Origin of the sequence: Propionibacterium freudenreichii subsp. freudenreichii, from assembly GCF_000940845.1 — a bacterium.
Classification (GTDB): Bacteria; Actinomycetota; Actinomycetes; order Propionibacteriales; family Propionibacteriaceae; genus Propionibacterium; species Propionibacterium freudenreichii.
Map to the genome: position 1 here is coordinate 2,321,682 of NZ_CP010341.1, position 17,646 is coordinate 2,339,327.

General features: G+C 68.5%; 18 protein-coding genes, 2 pseudogenes and 1 other annotated feature. Of the genes and pseudogenes, 10 read left to right on the forward strand and 10 right to left on the reverse strand.

The features are described 5' to 3' along the window. Positions 1–3 precede the first annotated feature (3 nt). The 9 genes and pseudogenes from RM25_RS10135 to moaC all read left to right on the forward strand — a co-directional run. A pseudogene (locus RM25_RS10135) lies at positions 4–390 on the forward strand (molybdopterin dinucleotide binding domain-containing protein); the annotation flags it as partial. Then, positions 390–1,901, forward strand: a complete 1,512-nt coding sequence (narH, locus tag RM25_RS10140; RefSeq protein WP_044636422.1) for a nitrate reductase subunit beta — start codon at positions 390–392, stop codon at positions 1,899–1,901. The pseudogene RM25_RS10135 and the gene narH, both read left to right, overlap by 1 nt. A gap of 80 nt (positions 1,902–1,981) precedes the next feature. After that, positions 1,982–2,533: pseudogene (narJ, locus tag RM25_RS10145) on the forward strand (nitrate reductase molybdenum cofactor assembly chaperone); the annotation flags it as partial. 197 nt (positions 2,534–2,730) lie between these two features. Then, the gene (gene narI, locus RM25_RS10150; RefSeq protein ID WP_036943471.1) at positions 2,731–3,450 is read left to right on the forward strand and encodes a respiratory nitrate reductase subunit gamma; all 720 of its coding nucleotides are present in this window, start codon (positions 2,731–2,733) and stop codon (positions 3,448–3,450) included. 128 nt (positions 3,451–3,578) lie between these two features. After that, positions 3,579–4,694, forward strand: coding sequence for a MoaD/ThiS family protein (locus RM25_RS10155; RefSeq protein WP_055346827.1), 1,116 nt, complete (start codon positions 3,579–3,581; stop codon positions 4,692–4,694). Positions 4,695–4,795: 101 nt separating this feature from the next. Continuing rightward, positions 4,796–5,215, forward strand: a complete 420-nt coding sequence (locus RM25_RS10160) for a molybdenum cofactor biosynthesis protein MoaE (protein ID WP_013162009.1) — start codon at positions 4,796–4,798, stop codon at positions 5,213–5,215. Beyond that, the gene (locus tag RM25_RS10165) at positions 5,215–6,090 is read left to right on the forward strand and encodes a HesA/MoeB/ThiF family protein (RefSeq protein ID WP_036943402.1); all 876 of its coding nucleotides are present in this window, start codon (positions 5,215–5,217) and stop codon (positions 6,088–6,090) included. The genes RM25_RS10160 and RM25_RS10165 overlap by 1 nt, the downstream gene beginning before the upstream one ends. Next, on the forward strand, positions 6,087–7,613 hold the full coding sequence (locus RM25_RS10170) for a molybdopterin molybdotransferase MoeA (RefSeq protein WP_230954671.1): 1,527 nt from the start codon (positions 6,087–6,089) through the stop codon (positions 7,611–7,613). Before RM25_RS10165 ends, RM25_RS10170 begins: the two co-directional genes overlap by 4 nt. Next, positions 7,606–8,154 (forward strand): cyclic pyranopterin monophosphate synthase MoaC, encoded by a 549-nt coding sequence (gene moaC, locus RM25_RS10175; RefSeq protein ID WP_257009029.1) that lies wholly within the window; start codon positions 7,606–7,608, stop codon positions 8,152–8,154. Before RM25_RS10170 ends, moaC begins: the two co-directional genes overlap by 8 nt. Positions 8,155–8,208: 54 nt before the next feature. On the opposite strand, the gene RM25_RS10180 is transcribed toward moaC, so the two are convergent. After that, positions 8,209–8,793 carry a MogA/MoaB family molybdenum cofactor biosynthesis protein gene (locus tag RM25_RS10180; protein WP_230954672.1) on the reverse strand — a complete coding sequence of 195 codons (585 nt, stop codon included), beginning with the start codon at positions 8,791–8,793 and terminating at the stop codon, positions 8,209–8,211. A gap of 3 nt (positions 8,794–8,796) precedes the next feature. Then, the gene (locus RM25_RS10185) at positions 8,797–9,246 is read right to left on the reverse strand and encodes an HIT family protein (RefSeq protein ID WP_013162015.1); all 450 of its coding nucleotides are present in this window, start codon (positions 9,244–9,246) and stop codon (positions 8,797–8,799) included. Positions 9,247–9,431: 185 nt separating this feature from the next. On the opposite strand from RM25_RS10185, the gene RM25_RS10195 reads away from it, so the two are divergent. Next, positions 9,432–10,696, forward strand: a protein-coding gene (locus RM25_RS10195) for an IS3-like element ISPfr12 family transposase (RefSeq protein WP_230579935.1) whose coding sequence is annotated in 2 segments (ribosomal slippage) — positions 9,432–9,735 and positions 9,735–10,696 — 1,266 coding nt in all. Because the reading frame shifts where the segments join, the coding sequence is not laid out codon by codon here. Further along, positions 9,731–9,865 (forward strand) — a sequence feature (AL1L pseudoknot). Its footprint overlaps the gene before it by 135 nt. Before the next feature lie 281 nt (positions 10,697–10,977). On the opposite strand, the gene RM25_RS10200 is transcribed toward RM25_RS10195, so the two are convergent. The 8 genes from RM25_RS10200 to RM25_RS10235 all read right to left on the reverse strand — a co-directional run bounded on the left by RM25_RS10200 (position 10,978) and on the right by RM25_RS10235 (position 17,646). Beyond that, positions 10,978–11,754: an aspartate/glutamate racemase family protein gene (locus tag RM25_RS10200; protein WP_013162016.1), complete on the reverse strand. Its 777-nt coding sequence runs from the start codon at positions 11,752–11,754 to the stop codon at positions 10,978–10,980. Further along, positions 11,751–13,004 carry an NAD(P)/FAD-dependent oxidoreductase gene (locus RM25_RS10205; protein ID WP_080774553.1) on the reverse strand — a complete coding sequence of 418 codons (1,254 nt, stop codon included), beginning with the start codon at positions 13,002–13,004 and terminating at the stop codon, positions 11,751–11,753. The genes RM25_RS10200 and RM25_RS10205 overlap by 4 nt, the downstream gene beginning before the upstream one ends. Next, a complete protein-coding gene (locus RM25_RS10210) occupies positions 13,001–13,384 on the reverse strand; it encodes a RidA family protein (protein ID WP_013162018.1) in 384 nt (127 codons plus the stop codon). Before RM25_RS10210 ends, RM25_RS10205 begins: the two co-directional genes overlap by 4 nt. A 7-nt stretch (positions 13,385–13,391) precedes the next feature. Further along, complete coding sequence (locus RM25_RS10215) at positions 13,392–14,195, reverse strand: amino acid ABC transporter ATP-binding protein (RefSeq protein ID WP_013162019.1); 804 nt, start codon at positions 14,193–14,195, stop codon at positions 13,392–13,394. Positions 14,196–14,264: 69 nt separating this feature from the next. Continuing rightward, on the reverse strand, positions 14,265–15,125 hold the full coding sequence (locus RM25_RS10220; RefSeq protein WP_013162020.1) for a substrate-binding periplasmic protein: 861 nt from the start codon (positions 15,123–15,125) through the stop codon (positions 14,265–14,267). 66 nt (positions 15,126–15,191) lie between these two features. Next, complete coding sequence (locus tag RM25_RS10225) at positions 15,192–15,848, reverse strand: amino acid ABC transporter permease (protein ID WP_044636424.1); 657 nt, start codon at positions 15,846–15,848, stop codon at positions 15,192–15,194. Next, a complete protein-coding gene (locus tag RM25_RS10230) occupies positions 15,845–16,483 on the reverse strand; it encodes an amino acid ABC transporter permease (RefSeq protein ID WP_013162022.1) in 639 nt (212 codons plus the stop codon). The genes RM25_RS10225 and RM25_RS10230 overlap by 4 nt, the downstream gene beginning before the upstream one ends. 116 nt (positions 16,484–16,599) lie before the next feature. Continuing rightward, entirely contained in the window at positions 16,600–17,646 is a 1,047-nt protein-coding gene (locus tag RM25_RS10235; RefSeq protein WP_013162023.1) for a zinc-binding dehydrogenase, read from the reverse strand.

Here is a 17,646-nt window from a genome sequence, read left to right on the forward strand (position 1 = left end):
CCCTATATGCTCACGCTGGGCCGGGGCGGGCAGACCATCTGGATGAGCCCCGCCGACGCGGAGCGCATCGGCGTGCGCGACAACGAATGGGTCGAGGCGCACAACCGCAACGGGGTGGTGTCGGCGCGGGCGATCGTCTCGCACCGCATTCCGGCCGGCACGGTGTTCATGCACCACGCCCAGGAACGCACGATGAACACCCCGCTCAACGAGAGCACCGGAAAGCGCGGCGGAATCCATAATTCGCTGACCCGCATCATGATCAAGCCGACGCATTTGATCGGCGGATATGCCCAGTTGTCATATTCGTTCAATTACTACGGCCCCACCGGAAACCAGCGCGACGAGGTCACCCTCATTCGCCGCCGCGGCCAGGAGGTGCAGTTCTGATGAAGGTCATGGCGCAGATCGCAATGATCATGAACCTCGACAAGTGCATCGGGTGCCACACCTGCTCGGTCACCTGCAAGCAGGTGTGGACCAACCGCGAGGGCATGGAATACGCCTGGTTCAACAATGTGGAGACCCGTCCCGGCGTGGGCTATCCGCGCACCTGGGAGGACCAGGACCGCTGGAAGGGCGGGTGGCGTCGCACGAAGTCCGGCGCGCTGGTGCCGCGTCAGGGCGGCCGGGCCAGGACGCTGGCGAACATCTTCGCCAATCCCACGCTGCCCGACGTCAATGACTACTACGAGCCGTGGACCTACGAATACGACAAGCTGCTCACCGCCCCGGCCGGGGAGCGCAACATCCCGGTGGCGCGCGCCACGTCGTCCACCGATGGGCGCCATATCGACACCATCGAGTGGGGGCCCAACTGGGACGACGACCTGGGCGGCTCGATGGAGACCCTCGACTCCGACCCCGTGCTGAAGGCGATGAACCTGCAGGTGGCCAAGACCATCGAGGACTCGTTCATGTTCTACCTGCCGCGCATCTGCGAGCACTGCCTCAACCCCACCTGCGTGTCGGCCTGCCCCTCGGGCGCCATGTACAAGCGCGCCGAGGACGGCATCGTGCTGGTTGACCAGGACCGCTGCCGTGGTTGGCGGATGTGCGTGTCGGGCTGCCCGTACAAGAAGGTCTATTTCAACCACAAGACCGGCAAGGCCGAGAAGTGCACGCTGTGCTATCCGCGTCTGGAGGCCGGCATGCCCACGGTGTGCTCCGAAACCTGCGTGGGGCGGCTGCGCTACCTCGGCGTGCTGCTCTACGACGCCGACCGGGTGTCGTGGGCCGCGTCGCAGGCCGACGAACACGACCTCTACCGTGCCCAGCGCGAGATCCTGCTCGACCCCCACGATCCCGAGGTGGTGGCCCGGGCGCAGGCCGACGGCGTGCCCCACTCGTGGATCGACGCCGCGCAGGCGTCGCCGGTGTGGGACCTCATCTCCACCTATGGCGTGGCGCTGCCCCTGCATCCGGAATTCCGCACGATGCCGATGGTCTGGTACGTGCCGCCGCTGAGCCCGGTGGTCGACGCGGTCACCGCCAGTGGCAGCGACGGCGAGGACCACAAGGTGCTGCTGTCGGCCATCTCGCAGATGCGCATTCCGCTCGACTACCTGGCCGGGCTGTTCACGGCCGGCGATCCCGCCCCCGTGGAGCTGTCGCTGCGCCGGTTGGCAGCGATGCGCTCCTATATGCGCGATGTGTTCATGGACAACCCGCCCGACGAGTCGATCGCGGCGGCGGTGGGCATGAGCGGCGAGCAGGTGCAGGCGATGTACCGGCTGCTGTCGATTGCCAAGTACGACGACCGCTTCGTGATTCCCACCACGCATCCCGAGATGCCGCGCGGCATCACCGAGCTCGAGGGCTGCCCGGTGGGATATGACGCCCGCGCCTTCCCCGGCGGGCACACCCCCGGCGGCCCGACCCTGCCGTTGGAGGTGATCTGATGGGCGAGTTCGTGGGCCTTCCCAGCGTGCCGGTGGCCGACACCGTGACGCTTGACGACGCCCCGCGCCGCATCGCGCGGATGGCCTGTTCGCTGCTGCTCGACTATCCCGACGAGGCGCTCGCCACCACCCTGGGTGCGGTGCGCGCCGAAGTGGGGGCGCTGCCGGCCCCGGTGCGCGAGGAGATCGACGCCTTCTGCGCGGCCGCCGAGCAGTTGGGCGTCCGGGCGCTGCAGGAACACTATGTGGAGGTGTTCGACCAGCGGCGACGCTGCGCGCTGTCCCTGACCTATTTCACCCACGGCGACACCCGTGGCCGCGGGCAGGCGCTGTTGGCGTTCCGTGAGGCGATGCGCCGGGCCGGTTTCAGCCAGGTCCGCGAGGAGCTGCCCGACTACCTGCCGATCGTGCTCGAGCTGTGCGCGCTGGACGACACCGGCACCGGCGAGGCGCTGTTGGCCGCCAACCGGGAGGGGCTGGAGGTGATCCGCACGGCACTGCGGTCGGCGCACTCGCCCTATGCCCACCTGCTGGAGGCCATCGTGCGCACCCTGCCCGCCGCCAGCGACGAGACCATGGCCGCCTATCGCCGCCTCATCGCCCAGGGCCCGCCCACCGAGTTGGTGGGCGTGGGGCGTCCCACCCTGCATGAGCCCCTCGAGCCCAACACCCGAGAGCCCGGGCCCCACGAACACGGCCCCCACGAACCCGGCCCCCACGAACCCGGCCCCCACGAGCCCAACACCCACGAACCCGGGCTCCACGCGTCCAATCCGCACGCACCCAACCCGCACGCGCCCAGCCCCCACGGAAGAGGGAAGTGAGCACCATGTCACTGGTTGAAATGTTGTTGTGGGTGGCCCTGCCCTATGTGTCGATCGTGCTGCTGGTCACCGGATTGGTGTGGCGCTACCGCACCGACCAGTTCGGTTGGACCAGCCGGTCCAGCGAGTGGAATGAGTCGGCGCTGCTGCGGTGGAGTTCGCCGATGTTCCACCTGGGCATCCTGTGCGTGGCCGCCGGCCATGTGGTGGGGCTGGCGATCCCCGAGTCGTGGACGGGCGCGCTGGGCGTGTCCGAGCAGATGTACCACCTGGGCGCCACCGTGCTCGGGTCCCTGGCGGCGCTGGCCACCCTGATCGGCCTGGGCGGACTGCTCTACCGGCGCATCGTGGTGAAGTCGGTGCGACTGGCCACCACGCGCATGGACATCGTCACCTATGTGCTGATGTGCATTCCGATCATCCTGGGCACGATCGCCACCGTGAGCACGCAGGTGCTGGGCGATCCGGGCTACAACTACCGCGAGACGATCTCGGTGTGGTTCCGCTCGATCCCCACCTTCAACCCGCAACCCGAGTTGATGGCCACCGTGCCGTTGGCGTTCCAGCTGCACATCGTGGCGGGCATGCTGTTGTTCTGCGTGTGGCCGTTCACGCGCCTGGTGCACGTGCTGTCAGCACCGATCGGCTATCCGACGCGTCCCTATGTGGTCTACCGCTCCCGCAAGGGCGAGGTGGCCGCCACCCCGAAGCCGCGCGGCTGGTGACCGTGCAGGCGGCCGGCACTGCGTCCACCACGGGCACTGCGGCTCCAATGGGCACTGCGTCCAAAGTCGGCGCTGCGTCTCCAGTGGGCACGGTGTCCAAAGCCGGCACCGCGTCCAGGACCGGCACTGTGTCCAAGACCGGCGCTGCGTCCACTGACAACGCTGCGTCCACAGCGCACACCGGCGACATGGCGTCCACCACGCTCCAACTGGACACCATCACGCACCTGACCGGCGCGCAGTACACGCTGCTGGCACGCATCGGCGCGCATGCCTCGCCGGTCACCGTCACCGAGCTGGCCCACGAGCTGGGCCGCCACGTCAGCTCGGTGCGCGAGACGCTCGACGCGCTGCTGCGGATCGGGCTGGTCACCTCGCAGCGGCTCCCGGCGTCGGGACGCGGACGCCCGGCCCTGGGCTATTCGGCACACGTGCCCGCCGGGCCCGTGGGTGCACCCCAGCTGTTCGACCAGGTCTGCGCAGCCTTCCTCGACTACCTGCGCGCCAACGTCCCCGATCCGCTGCGCGCCGCCCGCCGGGTAGGCTGCGACTGGGGCGGACGTGCCCTGACGCTGATGAAGGTGCCCGACCACCACGATTTCTCGCTGCCCGAATCGCAGTTCCCGCTGGCCGACCACCTCGAGAAGATCCGGATGTTCCTCAACATCTTCGGGTTCGGGGTGCATGTCCACCCGCAGCAGGCGACCACCCTGGTGCTCACCGCCATCCCGTTCGGCCAGCCCGTGGGCCGTCCAGCAGGTGGCGACGGCGACGAACCCGGCACCCCGGAGCCCGATCCCCTGGCGCTGGAGTTGCGTCGCGGCATGGTCGAGCGTGCACTTGAGCTCACTGCCTGCGACGATGTGGTCGCACGCTATCTACCCGGACCCGGCATGGAGGCCGAGCTGGTGCTGACACGCACCACCGGGCAGCACGATTCCCAATCCCCCGAACAGAGCGAGAAGCCCATGACGCACATCCGCTACTTCGCCGCCGCCGCCGAAGCTGCCGGCACCGATTCCGAGCAGATCGGCCTCGACGAGATCGGCGCGCAGGAGATCAGCGTCGACAAGCACCCCACCACGCTGGGCGAGCTCGTCGACCACCTTGCCGGACGCCACGCCGGGCTCGCCAAGGTGCTCCGGGTGTCGAGTTTCCTGGTGAACGAGCGCCCCGCCGACCGTGATGCGCCGCTGCCCGCGGGTGCGGTGGTCGACGTGCTGCCGCCCTTCGCCGGCGGCTGATCGGCACGCGCACCGTCCACCCCGCGCACCATCCACCCCGGGCACCGACGCCAACTCCGGGCCTGCCCCGCACGGCCACATCCGCATCCTGGGAGGAATCCATGACTGACATCCGCACCGGCATCACCTCCGAACCGCTCGATGCGGCCGCGATCACGCAGGCCGCGGCAGACCCCCGCTGCGGGGCGCTGGTGACCTTCGCGGGGGTGGTGCGCAACCACGACGCCGGCACGCAGGTGCAGGCCATCGACTACTCGGCGCACCCCAGCGCCGAACGGGTGTTGGCACGCATTGCCGCCGGCATCGGCGAGCGTGACGGACTGGGCCGCATCGAGGCCTGGCACCGCATCGGACACCTCGAGGTGGGCGATACGGCGATGGTGGTGGTCGTGGCCGCCCCACACCGCGGACCCGCCTTCGCCGCGGTCACCGACCTGGTCGACCAGGTGAAGGCCGAGCTGCCGGTGTGGAAGAACCAACAGCTTGCCGACGGCACGCACAGCTGGTCGGGAATCGCCTGATGGGCGTGCGAATCCCCTTGTCAACCCCGGTTGAGGATGTGGACGCCGACGATCCGCGCCTGGCCCGGCATCGTCGCAACTGGTTGGTGGCGGGCATCGGACCCGCCGGCCAGGCCCGCATGCGGGCGGCCCGCGTGCTCGTGGTGGGCGCGGGCGGACTGGGCTCACCGGTGCTGCTGTACCTCGCCGCGGCCGGCGTCGGCACGCTGGGTGTGTGCGACTCCGATGTGGTGGAGGTGACCAACCTGGCCCGCCAGCTGCTGCACGGCGAGGCCGATGTGGGCATGGCCAAGCCCGAGTCGGCGGCGCGACGGCTCGGCGCGCTGGACGCCTCGGTGCGCGTCGAACAATTCGGCAATGTCACCCGCGATTTCCTCGACGCCCATGGCGCCGAGTGGGACCTCGTGATCGACTGCACCGACAACTTCGCGGCCAAGTACCTGGTGGCCGATTGGTGTGCCGACAGCGGCGTGCCGTTGGTGTGGGGCACCGTGGTGTCGATGGGCTTCCAGGTGTCGGTGTTCTGGTCGCGGCCGCCGGCGGGGGTGCCGGCCACCACCCTGCGCATGGTCTACCCACACGTGCCGCCGCCGGGCACGACGCCCGCGAGCCCGCAGGTGGGCGTGCTGGGTTCGGTGGTGGGGCAGGCCGGCACCGCCATGGCCACCGAGGCCACCAAGCTCATCACCGGGGTGGGCGAGCCCTTGATCGGGCGCGCACTCGTGGCGGACGCGGCGCGCAACCGCTACAGCGTGCTGACCTTCGCCGCCGGCCCCGATGGGTCTGATAGTTCGGCCGACAGATCCGGCAGACCCGACAGATTCGACGGGCCCGACAGCTCTGCCCGCCATGATGCGACGGGAGACACACCATGAGCACTTCCCCGGGCAGCTCCGCGCCGGACCATGGGCCACGGGCCGGGGGCGAGTCCTTGAGGGCCAATGAGCCATTGGCCGGCCACGAGCCACTGACCGTCGAGGGACCGCTGACGGCCCACAAGCCGCTGACCGGCCATGAACCACTGACTGTCAACGAACACCGCGCGCTGGTCGACGCGCTGGCCGCGCCCCTCGCGCCGCTGACGCTGCCACTGCTCGGCGACGATCCCGCCACACAGCCCACGGGAGTCGGGTCCCGCTCGTCCGCCCAGACCGGGGGCACCGCCGAACCACGCCCTGACAAGGGGTTTCCTGCCCCCGGGCGTCCGGCGCGCGATTGCCTCGGCGCCGTGTTGGCCCGCGATATGGACGCGCGACTGGCGGTTCCGCCCTTCACCAATTCGGCCATGGACGGCTTCGCGGTGCGCTTCGCCGATGTGACGCCCGGCACGCCCCTTCCGGTGGCCGGCGACATCCCGGCCGGCGACACCTCGCCCCATGAGCTGGTGGCGGGCACGGCCTGGCGCATCATGACCGGGGCACCGCTGCCCGCCGGCGCCGACACCGTGGTGAAGGTGGAGCACACCGATCACGCACCGGGCGTCCGCCGGCCACCGGCATCGGTGACGATCACCGAGCTCCCTCGGCGCGGCGCGAACATCCGGCAGGCTGGCGAGGACGTGGCGGTGGGCACACCGGTGCTGGCCGCCGGCACCCTGCTCGACGCGACGGCGCTCGCCGCGGCCGCCTCGGTGGGATATCGCGAGCTGGCCGTGCACCCCCGTCCGCGGGTTGGGATCGTCACCACGGGCGCCGAGTTGGTGGGAGCCGGTGACGAGCTCGCCGCCGGCCAGGTGCCCGACTCCAACAGCGTGCTGCTGCGGGGACTGGTGCGCGGGGCCGGAGCCGATGTGGCAGCCGTGGTGCGCACCGACGACGACCCACAGCACCTGCGGGAGGCGCTGGCCGGCTGGCACGACGTCGACCTGGTGCTCACCGCGGGCGGCATCTCGGCCGGCGCCTACGAGGTGGTGCGCCAGGTGCTCGAGCCGATGGGCGTACGCTTCCACCACGTGGCCCAGCAACCCGGTGGCCCGCAGGGCGTCGGGACGCTCGGGGTCGCGACGGGGCGGGTGCCGGTGTTGTGCCTGCCGGGCAACCCGGTGAGCGTGTTCGTTTCGTTCCATGTGTACGCCACAGGGCTGATTGCGGTGCTGGCCGGACGCGCCACGACGACAGCACCTCGCACGGTCGACGTGAGCGCCGGCGAGGGATGGTCGTCACCACCGGCCAAGACCCAGTTCATCCCGCTGCGGCTTGCGTCCGACGGCACGGTGCACCCGATCCATCGGTTGGGTTCGGGCTCGCACCTGGTGGCGTCCCTGCCGCTGGCCGACGGCTTGGGCGTGGTGCCGGCCGGTGTCGGCCGGGTGGCGCCCGGCGACCGGCTGCAGTTTATTGACACCCGCGCAGGCACGCCGCTGTCCGCGCGACGATCCAGCGAGGACTTCCATGAGTGATCAGCACGCCGGCAATCAACGGCCCGACGACCGGACGGCGGGCGAGCTGCCGCATCTGCGTGCCGATGGCCTTCCGCACCTGCGTGCTGACGGCACCGCGTACATGGTGGACGTGACGGGCAAGCAGCCCACCGTGCGGGAGGCGACTGCCGTCGCACGGGTTGACTGCTCGCCTGCGATCATGGCGGCCCTGCAGCAGGGCACCGTACCCAAGGGCGATGTGCTGGCCGTGGCGCGGATCGCGGGCATCCAGGCGGCGAAGCACACGCCCGACCTGCTGCCCCTGGCCCATGTGATCGGGGTGCACGGCGCCAGCGTCAATCTGGAACTCGCCCACGACCATGTGGACATTTCGGCCACTGTGCGCACGGCTGACCGCACCGGCGTCGAGATGGAGGCGCTGACCGCCGTCACGGTGGCCGCCCTGGCCGTGGTCGACATGGTGAAGGGCGTCGACCGCATGGTCGAGATCCGTGGCGCGAAGGTGGTGCACAAGGCCGGCGGACGCTCCGGCGACTGGACACGTCCCGGCGACGACTAGTTAGGGTGCCGCACTTGTCCCGGACGGCGCATCGGCTCCGCAGGGCACACCGGTTCAGCGGCTGGGGTGATCTCCTCCGTCGAGCTGGTCAATCAGGTGCGCCACCAGCGGCCCGAGCACCGCGATGGCGTCGTGCACTCCCCCGGTGGACCCGGGTGCGTTCACCACCACCGCCGAATCCATGCCGTGGCCGGTGATGCCCACCAGCCCGCGACTCAGCAGGGCGGTGGCCACGTGTTCCTCGCCGCGGCGCCGGATGGCGTCGGCCACGCCGTCCAAGCGGGCGACCAACAGCGGCTCGGTCGCCTCCGGCGTCAGGTCGCGCGGCGAGATGCCGGTGCCGCCGGTGGTGAGCACCACCCGGGCGCCCTCCGAGATCGCGCGGGCAATCGCGTCCTGCACCGAGTCGATGCCGTCGGGCACCACCCGGGCTGATTGGCACTGCACCGCGAACCCGGCCAGCAGCTCCACCGCCAGGGGCCCGGAGATGTCCTCGGCCTCACCCGAGGCGCAACGGTCGGAGACGGTGATCACCGCCCCGGGCACCGGGGTGGGCGCGACGTCGTCCGACGATGTGGTGCCAGTACCCCGCGCCACGCCTCCGGTGCCCCGGGCCGGGGGTTCGTCATGGTGGGCCATCGTTCAGGCCAGCGCCGCGGAATCCATGGCCGGCGGCACGTGGGCACCGAAGCCCAGGTCGCGCAGGGCTGCGCGCACCCGCTCGGTGGCGGCGTCCAATTCGTCGCCCGGCACGTCGTCTCGGGCGTTGGAGAAGCTCAGCTCGGCCTCGCCCCATGCCGGCAGCACGTGCATGTGCAGGTGCTCGATCTCGAAGCCGCCGATCAGCAGGGCGGCGCGCGGCGAGTCGAATGCCTGCTCGCAGGCTTGGCCGATCACCTTGGCCACGTTCATCAGGTGGTCGAGCAGGGCGTCATCGGCGGCGGTGAACTTCGGCACCTCCGCGCGCGGCACCACCAGCATGTGGCCGTCGGTGATCGGGGCGATGGTGGCGAACACGACGCAGGTGTCGTCGGCCCAGGCGAAGCGCCCGGGAATGTCGCCATTGATGATCTTGGTGAATAGCGTGCTCATGGCCTCATCGTGGCACGTCGGCCCTGCTTGCGGGGCGCGTCCCCACCCGCTTGCCGTCCCCGGCCGTTCCGACGCCATGAGTCGGCACATAGGTGACACGTCCAGCCCCAAACCCGCCGGGCAAGCCCGTTTGAAGCGCCCTGAGTTTGTTGGAGACTCCTGACCTTGGAAACGAGGATGGGGTTATGCCGAAGGAACTGGCGAATGGGAAGCCGACGACGCGTCGCTACTCGGTCGAGGAGAAGGCCGCCGCGGTGCGGATGGTGAGGACGCTGCGCGCGGAGCTGGGCGTCACGCAGGGGACGGTGCAGCGGGTCGCGACGCAGCTCGGTTACGGGGTCGAGTCCGTGCGGATGTGGGTCAAGCAGGCCGACGTCGACGACGGTGTCGTCCCCGGTGTGAGCTCGGCGGAGGAGCAGCGGGTGAAAGAGCTCGAGCAAGAGAATCGGGAGCTGCGCCGGGCCAACGAGGTGCTGAAACGGGCGGCGTCTTTCTTCGGGGCGGAGCTCGACCGCCACTACCGGAAGTAGTCGCGTTCATCGACGCGAACAAGGACGACGTCGTGGACGGTCGCCGGCTCGGAGTCGAGCTCATCTGCAGACTGTTGCAGGTGGCTCCGAGCAGCTACTACGCCGCCAAGACCCGTGCGCCCTCTGCCCGTGCGCTGCGTGACGAGGAACTGATCCCGCAGCTGGTCGAGATCTGGGAGGCCAACTACCGCGTCTACGGGGTCCGCAAGCTCTGGAAGGCTGCCCGGCGTGGGGGCATCATGATCGGCCGCGACCAGACTGCGAGGCTGATGCGCGTCGCAGGGATCGAAGGTGCGAGGCGGTCGAAGCGGGTGAAGACCACGCGGCCGGACCCGGCGTCGTCGCGGCACCCGGACCTGGTCAAGCGGGAGTTCACCGCGACGGCACCGAACCGGCTCTGGGTGACCGATCTGACATTCGTGCCCACCTGGGCTGGCGTCGCCTACGTCTGCTTCATCATCGACGCGTTCTCCCGGATGATCGTGGGGTGGCGGGTCGCGTCACATATGCGCACCGAGATGGTCCTCGACGCGATCGAGATGGCGCGCTGGTCCCGAGGCGCCCACCATGAGGATCTGCGGTGTCACAGCGACGCGGGCTGTCAATTCACATCGATTCGCTACGGCGAACGCCTCGCAGAGATCGGTGCGACACCCTCGATCGGGACCGTCGGCGATTCGTATGACAACGCCCTGGCCGAGACGGTGAACGGCTACTACAAGGCCGAGTTGGTTCGCGGGCCCACCCGCTCGGGACCGTGGAAGACGGTCGAGGATCTCGAGCTCGCGACGCTCGGCTGGGTGCACTGGCACAACACGCAGCGCCTCCACGGATACCTCGGAGACGTCCCACCCGCCGAGTTCGAGAACGCGTTCTATGCTGTCCCCAACGACAGCAATCTGCTGATCGGAATCAAATAGCGCGAGTCTCCATCAGACCCAGGGCGCTTCAGTTGGTCCAACCCAAGCCCCGTCAGCTCGGCCCGGGACCCTTGGTCCGGCCCAAACCCCGCTAGGTGGACACCTGTGCGGCGTCATTCCCGCACAACTGCCCACTCAGCGGCCAGATGGCGGCGGAACCAGCCCGATCGGGCCCTAAGTGGAAGGTTTCGATGCGTCTAATCACCACAACCATCCACCTAGTGACGAACCAGGACGAACCCGGGGGGGACGAGCCGGCCCGCTCGAACCCAACCCCACCCCTACACCCACCCGCCATATGGCCTCTGGGCGACGGCCCCATTGAGCCAGCGGATGAGGGTGGTGAAGTCGAACACCGGCACGCCCACCGCCGCCTGGATGGCCGCGGCATAGGGCGGCATGTCGCTGCACTCCAGCAGGATCACGCCCACCTCGGGGTCGCGGCACGCCTCCTCGGCGGCCGACACCAGCTCGTGCTCCACCTGGTTGTTGTCGAAGCTGCCGCGGTGCTGGTTGATGGCCGAGAACTGCGGCTCGTACTGGAAGCCGCAGAACACCAGGTCGGAGGTGTCGGTGACCCCGCAGGCCTCGAGGATCTCGGGGTCCAGCGAATCGGAATCGGCGGTGAGCACGGCGATCTTGCGTCCGGGCAGCACCGTGCGAATCCACGGGATCTGCACCAGCGACGACAACGCCGCCGGCACCCCCAGCTTCGGGGCGATCTTGGCCTGGTAACGGCCGAAGAAGCCGCAGGCCGAGCTGATCGCCCGCACGCCACGCTGCTCCAGCTCACGGCAGGCCTCCAGCACGGGCTTGCTGAGGTCCTTGTGCTCGGGGCCGAACAGGGCGGGGATGTCGATGCCACGCACCGGCTGCAGCAGCACGGGGAACTCCCAGGTGCTGGCGTTCACCACATTGCCCGGCACCATCGGATACCAGACGTCCTCGATGTAGATGATGCCCACGTGGTAGCCGGCGATGTTCTGGCCCGGCGCCATCGACACCTTGCCGATCGGCTGGCCGGGGGCCAGGTATCCATAGGGGCTCGTCGCGTTCATGCGGCGGCCCTCTGGAAGCGTCGCATCGAGAAGGCGCCGTAGTCGGCGGGCGCGACGCCGTCGATGAGGGCATGCAGCACGCGCGCGGTGGGCGGCGCATAGGTGAGCCCGAGCATCGCATGCCCGGTGGCCACGAAGGTGTTGACATAGCCGGGTAGGTGGCCGACGATCGGCACGCCGTCGGCCGACATGGGACGCAGCCCGGCCCAGCCCGGTTCCACGTCGTCGAGGGGCACGTGCGGATAGGCCTGCCGCAGGTCGTTCATCAATCCGTTGAAGACGCTCTGCGGGATCTTCGGGTGCGTCTGGCCGATGATCATGCCACTCGACACGCGCAGCCCCCAGGCCAGCGGGGTGACGGCGATGTGGGTGTCATCGGTGATGATCGACGTGCGCGGACGCAGCTCGGCCCGGTTGATGTTGACGTCCACCGAGTAGCCGCCGCCGGAGTACACCGGCACCGACACCCCGAGCTTCTTGCCCAGCTCCCTGGTGGCGACGCCCGCCGCCAGGATCACGTGGTCGGCCGGGAACTCGGTCTTGTCACAGATCACCGAGACGACGCGGTCGCCCGAGCGTCGGAATCCGGTGACCGGGCTGTGCTCCACCAGGTTCACCCCGCCGTCGACCAGGGCCCCCACAAGGGCCTTCATCAGCGACGCCGGCTCCACCTGCACATCATCGGGGGCGTAGTAGCCGTAGAGGATGTCAGGCGACAGGGTGGGGTCCACCCGGTGCACCGCCTCGGGGCCGTCGAGCACCCGGATGCGGTCGCGCAGCCGGTCGAAGCCGTCGAACACGGCCAGGCCGGCCTCGAAGGCCTCGCGATGGGTGAAGGTGTGCAGCGAGCCCTGTTCGTGCATCTCGAACTTCAGCCCGTCGGCCAGGTATTCGCCGTAGCCGTCGGACACCATGCGGGTCATGATGTCCTGCGCCAGGGTGCCCTTGACGAACTCCGACTTGCGCGTGGCCAGGGCCATGCGCAGCAGGAACGACAGGTATCCCGGCTGCACGTGGGGACGCACCGACACGGCGCCGGTGCCGGTGAGCACGGCCTTGGCGGCCACCGGGATGGTGCCGGGCGCCGGCACCGGGAATGACAGCACGCTGGTGACCAGCGCCGCATTGCCGTGCGAGGGCCCCTTGCCGTAGCCGTCGGCCTCCAACACGGTGACGTCGTGGCCGGCCTTCATCAACTCATAGGCCGCGGCCAGGCCGATCACGCCGGCACCCACAATGACTGTTCTCATGACTCGTCCCCACTCACATATGCTGTAGCGATCATTTCAATGCGATATCCGGGCAATTCGGCACCCACCGTGGCACGCGGCGGGAAGGGCCCCGGAATCATCTGTTTGTAGGTGGCATCAAAGCCGTCATAGTCGGCGCCGATGTCATTGAGGAATACCTGCACCTGCAACAGGTCGGACAATCCTGAGCCGGCGGCCGTCAGGATCTTTTCGAGGGTCTGGATCGACAGGCGCGTCTGCTCCTCGATCGTGGATCCCCGCACCTCGCCGGTGTCCAGGTCGTGCGGGGTCGCCCCCGAGGTGAACAGCAGGTTGCCCACCACCTTGCCGTGGCTGTACGACGCCACGGACTCGCCGATCGATATCATCTTGGGTGTCATGATCTTCCTATCTGTTGATAACCGCTGACAGGAATTCGGCGGTACGTTCCTTCTCGGGATGTGACATGACCTTTTCGGGGTCGCCCTCCTCGAGGATCGCCCCGTCCTCCATCACCACCAGGTGGTCGCCGATGGTGCGGGCGAAATTCATTTCGTGGGTCACCACCATCATCGTCATTCCGGTGGCGGCCACTTCCTTCATCACATTCAGCACGCCGTGGGCCAATTCCGGGTCGAGGGCGCTGGTGGGCTCGTCGAAGAGCATGGCGCTGGGCTCCAGGGCGAGCGCCCGGGCGATGGCCACCCGCTGCTGCTGTCCGCCCGACAGCTTGGCCGGGTAGGAGTCGGCCTTGTCGGCCAGGCCCACCTTGTCGAGCAGTTCGCGGCCCTTGTCGCGCGCCGCCTCGGGGCTGCGCTTCAGCACGCGACGCTGGGGCAGCACGATGTTGTCGAGCACGGTCATGTGCGGGAACAGGTTGAACGACTGGAACACCATGCCCACCCGGCGGCGCAGCTCCAGCAGCTCCTTGCGGGAATGGTTGATGCCGCCCTGCATGTACTGGCCGTCGACGATCATGTTGCCGTGGTCGGGTTCCTCCAGCAGGTTCACGCAACGCAGCAGGGTGCTCTTCCCGGCGCCACTGGGGCCGATGATCGAACACACCTCCCCCTGCTTGACGCGCAGCGAGACGCCCTTGAGCACCTCGTGGTCGCCGTACGACTTGCGGATGCCGCCCAGTTCGATGGCGTAGTCGCCGGGCATCCGCACTGCCGGCGCGGCCGCTGGTGCGGCTGCTACATGCTGTGTCATGACTTCCCCTTGCGTTAGTCAGTTACGTCAGTTGGTCAGTTGCGTTCGTCAGTTGCCCCGCTGCACCGCTCAGCTCTGCACCAGGTAGTCGCCGTCGAGCTTGGTGAGGCTCGTGTCGACGTTGTGGTCGGTGAAGATCTGGTCGAGCTTGCCGTTGCCGCGCAGGGTGGCGATGTCGTCGTCAAGCGCCTTGCCCAGGTCGGCGTTGTCCTTCGTGTACGGAATGCCCACCTGTGCGGGCTTCACCGACGCGCCCACCTGGTCGTCCGGATTGGCGGTGGCCACCTGGAGTCCGGCGTCCTTGTTCTGGTCCGCCTGGAACTGCGCGGCAGGCACCGAGTCGATGCCCACGTCGATGCGTCCGGCCTTGAGGTCGGCGAACATCTCGACGTTCGACTTGTAGATCTTGAGCTTGTCGCCCATGAGCTTCTTCATGTCGTTCACCCACAGGTAGCCATCCACCGTGCCGACGTTGTGGGTGATCACGGTGGGGATGTCCTTCACGCCGTCCTTCGACACCAGGCCCATGCCGTCGACGTACATCGCCTTGCTGAGGCCCACCACCTCGGCACGGCTGGTGGTGCGGTAGTAGTCGCCGATCGCCACGTCGGCACGCTTGGACTGCACGGCCGGGATGGCGCCGCTGTAGTCAACCTGCAGGAAGTTCGTCGACAGGCACTCCATGGCGGCGATCTGGTTGATCACGTCCACGTCGATGCCCGACTGGGTGTTGTCCTTCTTCGAGACGAAGGGGGCGAAGTCGGGGGCCGAGATGGTCAGCTTCTTCGAGCTGACGGTGTTGAAGGTGTGGGCCGGCTTGCAGTCGGACGCCACCTTCGCGCCGGAACCCGACGAGCCCGAACAGCCCGACAGCACCAGGGCGGTGGCGAGCGCACCAACACAGGCAATCCTGGACAATGAAACAGACATGGTTATCTCCTTGCTGGAACGAATGGACATCCTTGCTGGAACATGTTGACAACGACAGGCATCGTGCTATTCACGCAGGCTGAGGCGACGCTCAACCCGGTTGGCCACCCAGGTGGCCGGAATGGTGATGATGGCGTAGATGATTCCGGCGAGCCCGAATATCTCCAGCGCCCGGAATGACGATGAACTGATGGAATATGCCTGGGCGGTGAGTTCGCTGACGGTAATGGAATATGCCAGCGAGGTGGCCTGGAATATCTGGATGGCCAGCCCCATCAACGACGGGATCGCCACGCGCATCCCCTGGGGCACCACCACGAAGCGCAGCACGTCGGCGGTGGGCATCGCCAGCGCCAGGCCGGCCTCCCGGGTGCCCTCGCCCACCGAGACCAGCCCGCCGCGGATGTATTCGCCGGTGTAGCCGCCGGTGGTGAAGGCCAGGGCGATCACGGCGCACACCATGGCGGTGGGCGACCAGTGGATGGCCGGCAGGCCGAAGTAGACCACGTAGAGCATCACCAGGGCCGGCACGCCGCGTCCGACCTCCACCACGCCGATGCACAGCCAGCGCAGCGGGGCCAGTCGCGAGCCCATGCCGATGGCGAGCAGCAGCCCGAAGGGCATGCCGATCACCAGGGCCAGTCCGGTGAGTTCCAGCGAGACCACCAGCCCGCCGAGCATCTGCGGGAGGTTGGCCCACCAGAAGCTGAATGTGTCGCTCATCGTGCGCTCGCCTCCTGCTTGTGGGCTTCGATCCGCCGCGCCAACAGGCCCAGTGGCACCGAGATCACGAGGTAGATGAGCGCCGCCTCGAAGAACAGCAGCACGCCCTCCTTCGAGATCTTGGCGTAGCTGTTGGCCGTGTAGACCATCTCGGTGACGCCGATCACCGAGGCGATCGACGAGTCCTTGATGAGGCCGATCGAGTAGGTGGTGAGGCCGGGCTGCATGGCCCGCATCGCCTGGGGTGCCACCACCCGGGTGAACGACGTCCAGCCGCCCAGGCCCAGGGCGTTGGCGGCCTCGAACTGGCCCTTGCGCACCGCCAGCATCCCGCCGCGGAAGATCTCCGCCAGGTAGCCGGCGGTGATGATGCCCAGGCCGATGATGGCCGCCGGGATCGGGTCGAGCATGATGCCCAGGTTGGGGAGCCCGAAGTAGATCATCAGCAGCCAGACGATCGGCGGGATGCCGCGCGCCAGGTCGACGATGAAGCCGGAGATACCCCGCACCACCATGAGGCGCGCCCGCCGGGCAAACATCAACGGAATTGCGAGGACAAATCCGAGTCCGAATGCGCCGAGCGTGACGAGCGCCGTATATGGAACGGCCGCGATAATTGCGGTGAACCCTTCCATGGCATCTCCCACCCGGTAGTCTGGCCAACTTCAACTGATATGGTGACACTAACTTCGCGATGTTTCATTGGTATTTCATTGAATCGATATGAACTCGATATGCGGTTACGAATGCGTTACGCGCCCACCGTCAGCAGGCACTTGATCGACTCGCGGCGGTCCATCAGCTCGTAGGCCCGGCCCACCCGATCCAGCGGCAGGGTGGCGGTGAACACCCGGCCGGGGTGCGAGCGGCCGGCCAGCACCTCGTCCATGAGCAGCGGCATGTACACCCGGGCGGGGCACATGCCGCCGGTCAGCGTGATGTTGTGCATGAACAGCCGTGCCGGGTCGATGCTCACCTGGTGCGGCAGGCCCACGTATGACACGGTGCCGCCGTCGCGCACCACGCCGAAGGCGGTGTCGAACGAGCCCTGGGTGCCGACGCACTCCACCACGTGCGAGACCATCGCGCCGTGGGTGATGTCGGCCACCTGCTGCACCGCATCGGCGCCACGGACGCTGATGAACCGGTCGGCGCCCACCGTCAGGGCCAGCTGGCGGCGGTCGGGGTGGGCACTGCCGAGCACGATCACCTCGTCGGCGCCGGCGCGGCGCGCCGCCATCACGGCGCTCAGGCCCACCGCCCCGTCGCCGATCACCACCACCGAGGAATAGGCGTCCAACCCGGCCTTGACCACGGCGTGGGTGCCGGTCGGATAGACGTCCGACAGGGTGAGCAGGTCGGCAAGCATCGACTCGTCGGGTTCGTCACCGTCGCCGATCCTCACCAGGGTCGAGTCGGCGAAGGGCACCCGCACCAGTTCGCCCTGCCCGGCGTCGAGCACCTCGCGGCCCCAGAATCCGCCGTGGGTGCAGCTGGAGGTGAGCCCGGCACGGCAGTATTCACACTGCCCGTCGGAGTAGCGGAACGGCGCCACCACCCAGTCGCCGACGCGCACCTGGTCGGTGAGGGAGCCGGTGTCCACCACCTGGCCGAGGAATTCGTGGCCGATCCGGGCTCCGGGCGCCACCGAGGCCATGCCGCGGTAGGTCCACAGGTCGGATCCGCAGACGGCTGCGGCGCGTACCGCCACGAGCGCGTCCATCGGGTCGGTGATCCGTGGCTCGGCGACCTCGCGCACTGCCACGTCGTGGGGTCCGTTGAAGACGACTGCATGCAT

What these genes read in the sequence shown, in the direction of transcription:
- RM25_RS10220 (WP_013162020.1), bottom strand. Translation starts at nt 15,125, where the DNA reads ATGTCTGTTTCATTGTCCAGGATTGCCTGTGTTGGTGCGCTCGCCACC.
- RM25_RS10230 (WP_013162022.1), bottom strand. Translation starts at nt 16,483, where the DNA reads ATGGAAGGGTTCACCGCAATTATCGCGGCCGTTCCATATACGGCGCTC.
- RM25_RS10235 (WP_013162023.1), bottom strand. Translation starts at nt 17,646, where the DNA reads ATGCATGCAGTCGTCTTCAACGGACCCCACGACGTGGCAGTGCGCGAG.
- narH (WP_044636422.1), top strand. Translation starts at nt 390, where the DNA reads ATGAAGGTCATGGCGCAGATCGCAATGATCATGAACCTCGACAAGTGC.
- RM25_RS10225 (WP_044636424.1), bottom strand. Translation starts at nt 15,848, where the DNA reads ATGAGCGACACATTCAGCTTCTGGTGGGCCAACCTCCCGCAGATGCTC.
- RM25_RS10165 (WP_036943402.1), top strand. Translation starts at nt 5,215, where the DNA reads ATGGGCGTGCGAATCCCCTTGTCAACCCCGGTTGAGGATGTGGACGCC.
- RM25_RS10200 (WP_013162016.1), bottom strand. Translation starts at nt 11,754, where the DNA reads ATGAACGCGACGAGCCCCTATGGATACCTGGCCCCCGGCCAGCCGATC.
- RM25_RS10160 (WP_013162009.1), top strand. Translation starts at nt 4,796, where the DNA reads ATGACTGACATCCGCACCGGCATCACCTCCGAACCGCTCGATGCGGCC.
- narI (WP_036943471.1), top strand. Translation starts at nt 2,731, where the DNA reads ATGTCACTGGTTGAAATGTTGTTGTGGGTGGCCCTGCCCTATGTGTCG.
- RM25_RS10180 (WP_230954672.1), bottom strand. Translation starts at nt 8,793, where the DNA reads ATGGCCCACCATGACGAACCCCCGGCCCGGGGCACCGGAGGCGTGGCG.
- RM25_RS10170 (WP_230954671.1), top strand. Translation starts at nt 6,087, where the DNA reads ATGAGCACTTCCCCGGGCAGCTCCGCGCCGGACCATGGGCCACGGGCC.
- RM25_RS10210 (WP_013162018.1), bottom strand. Translation starts at nt 13,384, where the DNA reads ATGACACCCAAGATGATATCGATCGGCGAGTCCGTGGCGTCGTACAGC.
- moaC (WP_257009029.1), top strand. Translation starts at nt 7,606, where the DNA reads ATGAGTGATCAGCACGCCGGCAATCAACGGCCCGACGACCGGACGGCG.
- RM25_RS10215 (WP_013162019.1), bottom strand. Translation starts at nt 14,195, where the DNA reads ATGACACAGCATGTAGCAGCCGCACCAGCGGCCGCGCCGGCAGTGCGG.
- RM25_RS10205 (WP_080774553.1), bottom strand. Translation starts at nt 13,004, where the DNA reads ATGAGAACAGTCATTGTGGGTGCCGGCGTGATCGGCCTGGCCGCGGCC.
- RM25_RS10185 (WP_013162015.1), bottom strand. Translation starts at nt 9,246, where the DNA reads ATGAGCACGCTATTCACCAAGATCATCAATGGCGACATTCCCGGGCGC.